We start from the raw sequence: 6393 nt of genomic DNA on the forward strand, positions 1-6393 counted from the left end.
AAGTTGTCTCAAATCAATGAGACAACTTTTTTAATAAGATAGGTCCTTTATAGAAAGACCAATTTTCTTCAATAACGTAATCGCTTGTTCTTTTTCTTCTGGGGATAGTACACTCATTAATTCATGCAAATGCTGTTCATGTTTTGGGAACAGCTCTCCCATAAAAGCTTCACCTTCAGGGGTGATTTCTGCATACGTAACACGACGATCAGCAGGACAAGATACTCTTAATAAGTAACCTCTCTTCTCCAGCTTATCGATGACATACGTAATAGACCCACTGGCTAACAAAATTTTATTGCCAATTTGCTGTAATGGCTGTCTTCCTTTATGATAGAGAAGTTCTAGAACAGCAAATTCAGTTGGGTTTAAACCATTATCCTGAAATAATTGATGTGTTGTTTCATTAATTGCTTTTAGTGCACGTGATAATACAATATATAATTTTAAAGATTGTTTTAGATCTTCTGACGGCATATTCTTTTCCTCTCACTTCGCTCTTTATACATGACATTATAGCGACATTAGAAAAGCATTGTCAAAAGCAATATATGATTTAGAAGGTTTTGTTGTCCATTATGGAACCATTTTTACTTTCTTTATGTTACTAAATAAGCAGAATCCTTTGTGGATACTTCCATTGTATCCATCTGATTAAATGTGTAAATTGGAAACTGCAGATGGAAGCATGTCCCCTTCTGTAGTTCACTACTAACGCCAATTACACCTTCATGTTCTTCAATTACCTTTTTCACGAAAGCAAGGCCCAGTCCTGTCCCTGTTGATTTTGTCGTGTAAAAAGGCTGGAATAGGTTTTGAAGTGTCGTGCTGTCCATACCAACACCTTCATCTTTTATCATCAGTTCGACAATCGCACAGTCATTTGTTGCCATTTCGACGGTAATCGTACCACCATTATTCATGGATTCCATTGCATTTTTAATTAAATTCATCAGCACTTGCTTTAGTCGATTCTCGTTGCCACCAATATAGACTTGAGTAGAGGTTGAAATATACTGAATCATAATATTTTTCATGAGTGCATCTGGTAGCATAAACTCAATGACTTGCTTTACAATATGATCCAGTTCTAATAATTCCACTTTCATCGTTGTTGGCTTAGATAATACTAATAATTCGGATAAAATTTGCTCCATCCGTTGAAGCTCACTGTCAATAACAGAGAGATACATGCGTGATTCATCATCAGCATTTAACTTTAGTAATTCAGTAAAACCCTTTAAAGAGGTTAATGGGTTACGTATTTCATGTGCAATGCTCGCAGCCATCTGTCCAACCACGTTTAATGCTTGCTGATGCTCAACTTTATGCTGAAGTTGCTTTTTCTCTGTTTCATCATTAATTACAGTGACAATAATATTATTGTATTCGTCAAAAATACTTGAAATTTCATAATAGCAAGTTCTGCTCACTTGTGTTTCATCGACTACATGAATGCTTGCATGTTTTTCACCCATTAACTTAGAAAGGTAGGATGTAATTTGCCCTTTTTTTAATGTAAATGAATCAAATATATGCTGATGTGCTTTATGAAGGAGCTGTGAATTTTCAACTTTCAGAAACATTTCGGCATATTTATTAAGCCCAAGAATAATACCGCTAGCGTCACTAACAATAACAGCATAAGGTAAGTAATCGTAGGCATTAAAAGATTGCGCTCTTTCATGTGCTTGGCTAACATATAATTTATGGGCAACATCATCATTTAATGTTGAAATTTGCGCAACAATTTCCTCTGTATTGGGATCGTAAAAACATTTGAAAGATAACATTTCGTATTCATTTCCAACTGTGCGAATATTGAAAATTTCCTCTGAACGTAAATCATTCTGTAACTGTTTGACGAACTTAGTCCATTTAAAATTAGATGGCTCGTCCATAGCTAAATAGCCAATATAGGTTAAATTAAGATTGAAAAGTTTGATAGCAGCCTCATTGACGTTCAAAATTTTCCCTGCTTTATTGAGTATAAGTGTTGGTGACGAAGTACTTTTCATAAGATTTCCAAAACATTGATTAATATCATTTTGCTTCAACTTTCTCACCGAACCTTTCAAAAGAGTAAAAAACCTCTAAAATCGAATTTTGAGCCTTTACTATACTTTATGACAGCACGATTCTATTATTACAAAATTTAGTAAATTTAAGTATTTTAAATTATTTCACGAACCGTTCACAAAATAAATAGGTAAAAAGAATTATATTGTATGTCAGATACTTGACTGATACAATAGGATGTTGAAAGGAAGATTATCGCATGAATACTATTTTAACTACTTTGAATGCAAAGTATATTCACACAAATTTAGCATTGCGTTATTTAAAAGGTGCAGCTTTACCGGAGTTTAATCCAATTATAGCAGAGTATACTATTAAAGACCCTGCTTTTAATATTGTATCAGATTTATTCCAAAAAAAACCTGATATTGTTGGATTTAGTTGCTATATCTGGAACATCGAAGAAACCATACACGTTATCAAGATGTTAAAAACTGTCTGTCCAAATGTTAAAATTCTGCTCGGGGGGCCTGAGGTATCTTATGATTGCCACCATTGGTTACGTCGAATACCTGAGGTAGACTTCATTGTAATGGGTGAAGGTGAAACCTCATTTAAACAATTACTGCGCTACTTCCATGGTGAAATATTGTTAGAAGATGTTCCTGGTATTTGTTATTTAGAGGACGAGAAAGTTAAGATTCACGCTATGCCTCCTAAAATTGATTTACGCGAATTACCAAGTCCTTTTCGTTTTGAGGAGGATCTTCCCTATCTAGGAAAGCGAATTCAATATATTGAAACGAGCCGAGGCTGCCCATTTAGCTGCCAATTCTGTTTATCTTCTATTGAAGTTGGCGTCCGATACTTTAACCGTGAAAAAATAAAAGAGGATATTCGTTTCTTAATGGATAATGGGGCTCGTACAATTAAATTTGTGGATCGCACCTTCAACATCAGTCGTAGCTATGCAATGGAAATGTTCCAATTTTTAATCGATGAACACAAACCAGGTGTTGTATTCCAGTTTGAAATCACGGCTGATATAATGCGCCCTGAAGTCATCCAATTCTTAAATGATAATGCACCAAAAGGTTTGTTCCGATTCGAAATAGGTGTTCAATCTACGAACGATTTAACAAATACCCTTGTAAAACGCCGTCAAAACTTTGAAAAACTAAAGCGAACAGTAACTATGGTAAAAGATGGCGGAAAAATAGATCAACATTTAGATTTAATTGCTGGTTTACCAGAGGAAGATTACGCTAGTTTTCGTCAAACATTTAATGACGTTTTTGCAATGCGGCCAGAGGAATTACAGCTTGGATTTTTGAAACTTTTACGCGGCACTGGACTTCGATTAGAAGCCGAAAAGTTTGGCTATACCTATGTGGATCTATCTCCTTACGAAATCTTCTCAAATAATGTTCTAACATTTGATGATATCGTTCGCATTAAACATGCAGAGGATGTTCTTGAAAAGTATTGGAATGATCACCGTATGGATCATACGATTGAATACTTGGTTACAGAGGTCTTTGATACACCATTTGATTTCTTCCAAAACTTCGGAACATATTGGGAAACAAAAGGTTGGTCTCGTATTGGCCATCAGCTAGAGGATTTATTCCGTCGTTTATTAATGTTTTTAGAAACGATTGATGATGTGAATTTAAACATTGTCCAGAGTTTAATGCAACTTGATTATTTAATGGCTCAGCAGTTCCAACCACGGAAGCTATGGTGGAATGAGCGTCCTACAGAAGAGCAACAAAAAGCCCTTTATCACGCTTTACGAGAAGATCCAGCTATCGCAGGCGAGGAATTTGCTAACTTTAAGTTAACAGAAAAAGAATTGTTTAAGCATACCTTGATTATCCCTCATGCTCTTGACTACCAAGAGTTCGCAAATGGCAAAATTGTACAAAAAAATGGCTATCTGTTAACCTATTTCCGACATGGTCAAGCACCTTACTTTGCAACAATCTACTCAAACTAATAAGAAACGCTAGTCCTGTTATAACTATCAGGACTAGCTTTTTTTATTACTTAAACGATTCTTAAATCCTCATAGTAACAGTAACTACTACTAAATTTATTCCTTCTGCGCTTCATTCTTTTGGTTAGTTAAGTACTCATAGCCTTTCTTACAAATCTAGGTCAAATTCCTTAAACAAAGATTGATAAAACTTTGTAAAAAATGCCCAAAAAACAATCTATCCAATCAGGAAATAAAAGTTTAAATTTTTTGAATATTTTATGACAAGATATTAATTTTTACTTTTATATGAGGTTTACGATGGAATTATTCCTTACTTAATGCCTCACATACTTTAAAAATTTAACCAATAATTACTCGTTTATTAGCGTGGGATTTGTATGTGCTTTTAGCTGCATTTGAGTTTTCTATATTAACCTATCTACTAATCTTTAATTCTTTAATAATCAGATGTGAATTTAGTATAGGGGGCAAATCAGGGGGCGTAGTACAGAGTATATACACTTGTAATGACATTATTCGACAGATTCCCTCTTAATTATCTATATATAATAGAAGAAAGTCATTTACTATACTGACAACACCTTCCATTATTGATACAATTTAATGGTATAAAATACACACATTTCAAAGGAGACAACCATACAAATGAAGAAGTTTTTAAAATTCGGATGCGGAAGTGTTATTGCATTAATTGTACTAGGTATTATTATTGGTGCTCTTAGTGATAGCGAAGAACCTAAAAAAGAGAATGATAAAGTCGAGACTGTTGCAAACAATAGTGATGCTACAAAAGATACTAAAAATGAAACAAATGAAAAAGAAAAAGAAACAAATAATAAGGATGTAGAAATCTACAAAAATGAAATTGTTGGCCATTTAGATGCTTTTCAAGATGAGTATGATAAGCATTGGACTAACAATTGGGTAACGACATTTGAAGGCGTGAGTAACGGCACTGTTGATAGATACAAAGCTTTTGAAACATTAAATAGTCTAGAAAAATATTACACAGGGTTAGGTAATAAAATCCGCAATACTGAACTGCCAGAATTATCTAAAGAAAATCAAAAATTACTCAAAAACTACTTATCAGATTTACAAAGCGCTATTTTAACTCGTAGTCGTGCGGCCTCAGAGGCAGCTGATATGTTTGATAAAGGTGAGTTTAAACCATCAGAAATGGAGAAAATCCAATCTACTGTAGTTTATGCGGACCAAGAAGTTGTATCTGCATTAGTCGAACGTACAACTTTAGAACAGAAACTCGGTTTGATTAAATAAAGTTATTTTAAATAAAAGGAAGTCACTCATTTTTTTGAGTAACTTCCTTTTATTTCATGATTTTTGCACTGTCAACCTTTCTTCTTCATTTTCACCAGTTATAATGTTTCTTAATTTTATTAATTGGTTAATTACTACATCTAAACTCTCTACTTTATTAAAGCCAAGCGTAACAGGTGCATCATTTAAACTTAGCATCTCACCCTTTTCTAATTCTGTGCCAATGGGTACAGGGTCAATCCTGGTAAATTGAACGGCCCCTGTTTTTAGCTTTTTATTTCCAACTATACGAACACCTACATCTCCATTTCCAAATAAAATTTGAACAGAGCTAGTTTTTAGAATTGGCATTATCATTTATCTCCTTTAAGTAAGTAAATATCAACTCTTCCGTATGAGTTTTCAGTGCTTGGTTGGCATACTGATGCACTTCATCTTCTCCAGCTGTTTTTATTGTTACCTCGCTAAAATGCTCGCTTATTTTCACCCATCTTACTACCTCAATCTTTTGTTTAGCTAAAAAACGCTTTTTGTTGTAATAATCGTTTCGTATATCCTTTAAAAGTGAATCTACAATATTGATGTAGACTTTGCCCATTTTCAGATTTGTTAAGCTGTCATAATCACGCTGCAATGATTTGACCGCCATGTCTAGTTTTATAAATTCGTAAAGTACTTGGCGATCTTCTCTTTTTATCATCGCCGTCTACTATGGAAGCTTTTTGAATGTTATCGAATGTAACGCGTTTTATTGAAAAATCAGTGTCTAACAACAACTCTTTTTTATAAACGTCAGTACCAGTGACTGTGCCTACCTCATCATGCAATTTATTTTGGTCCCACAATGTCAATCTCACAAGCTTTTGCATCCTACAAGCACGCTGGATGGTTTGTTCTATTTCTTCAAGTTCCCACTCCGTTAATTCTCGCTTTTTATCGTAAAATTGTTCCTCTTTCCACTTCTTAATCTCTACAAGATGCTCTGGAAGCATCATTGCTGTCCATTTTTTGTTGTTATCAAGACATATTTTTGTATTTCCCACTATTTAGTACACCTCATTCTTTGTTTATATATAGTTAGAGATAATGTA

The 6393-nt window shown here is 34.1% G+C and carries 7 protein-coding genes; 2 read left to right on the plus strand and 5 right to left on the minus strand.

The genetic code is table 11. The features are described 5' to 3' along the window. Positions 1-30: 30 nt before the first annotated feature. Together EW028_RS16930 and EW028_RS16935 are read right to left on the minus strand one after the other, a co-directional pair. Positions 31-477 (minus strand): MarR family winged helix-turn-helix transcriptional regulator, encoded by a 447-nt coding sequence (locus tag EW028_RS16930; protein WP_004224579.1) that lies wholly within the window; start codon positions 475-477, stop codon positions 31-33. 122 nt (positions 478-599) lie between these two features. Next, positions 600-2018: a PAS domain-containing sensor histidine kinase gene (locus EW028_RS16935; RefSeq protein ID WP_227744970.1), complete on the minus strand. Its 1419-nt coding sequence runs from the start codon at positions 2016-2018 to the stop codon at positions 600-602. Positions 2019-2278: 260 nt separating this feature from the next. Between EW028_RS16935 and EW028_RS16940 the strand changes: the two genes are divergently transcribed. Both EW028_RS16940 and EW028_RS16945 read left to right on the plus strand, forming a co-directional pair. Beyond that, a complete protein-coding gene (locus EW028_RS16940; RefSeq protein WP_048391998.1) occupies positions 2279-4018 on the plus strand; it encodes a B12-binding domain-containing radical SAM protein in 1740 nt (579 codons plus the stop codon). Between the two features lie 648 nt (positions 4019-4666). Further along, the gene (locus EW028_RS16945; protein WP_131521705.1) at positions 4667-5302 is read left to right on the plus strand and encodes a hypothetical protein; all 636 of its coding nucleotides are present in this window, start codon (positions 4667-4669) and stop codon (positions 5300-5302) included. Positions 5303-5356: 54 nt separating this feature from the next. On the opposite strand, the gene EW028_RS16950 is transcribed toward EW028_RS16945, so the two are convergent. The 3 genes from EW028_RS16950 to EW028_RS16960 are packed head-to-tail and all read right to left on the minus strand — an operon-like array spanning position 5357 to position 6345. Further along, the gene (locus EW028_RS16950) at positions 5357-5653 is read right to left on the minus strand and encodes a hypothetical protein (protein ID WP_036074830.1); all 297 of its coding nucleotides are present in this window, start codon (positions 5651-5653) and stop codon (positions 5357-5359) included. Continuing rightward, on the minus strand, positions 5634-6002 hold the full coding sequence (locus EW028_RS16955; RefSeq protein ID WP_131521706.1) for a YhjD family protein: 369 nt from the start codon (positions 6000-6002) through the stop codon (positions 5634-5636). Before EW028_RS16955 ends, EW028_RS16950 begins: the two co-directional genes overlap by 20 nt. Further along, positions 5926-6345: a YolD-like family protein gene (locus EW028_RS16960; RefSeq protein WP_227744972.1), complete on the minus strand. Its 420-nt coding sequence runs from the start codon at positions 6343-6345 to the stop codon at positions 5926-5928. The genes EW028_RS16955 and EW028_RS16960 overlap by 77 nt, the downstream gene beginning before the upstream one ends. Positions 6346-6393: the final 48 nt, after the last annotated feature.

The sequence above is a fragment of the Lysinibacillus sp. OL1 genome, from assembly GCF_004332175.1.
GTDB lineage: Bacteria > Bacillota > Bacilli > Bacillales_A > Planococcaceae > Lysinibacillus > Lysinibacillus capsici.

Coding starts and splice junctions, on each gene's coding strand:
- EW028_RS16955 (WP_131521706.1), bottom strand. CDS start 6,002: ATGATAAAAAGAGAAGATCGCCAAGTACTTTACGAATTTATAAAACTA.
- EW028_RS16930 (WP_004224579.1), bottom strand. CDS start 477: ATGCCGTCAGAAGATCTAAAACAATCTTTAAAATTATATATTGTATTA.
- EW028_RS16935 (WP_227744970.1), bottom strand. CDS start 2,018: ATGAAAAGTACTTCGTCACCAACACTTATACTCAATAAAGCAGGGAAA.
- EW028_RS16950 (WP_036074830.1), bottom strand. CDS start 5,653: ATGCCAATTCTAAAAACTAGCTCTGTTCAAATTTTATTTGGAAATGGA.
- EW028_RS16945 (WP_131521705.1), top strand. CDS start 4,667: ATGAAGAAGTTTTTAAAATTCGGATGCGGAAGTGTTATTGCATTAATT.
- EW028_RS16940 (WP_048391998.1), top strand. CDS start 2,279: ATGAATACTATTTTAACTACTTTGAATGCAAAGTATATTCACACAAAT.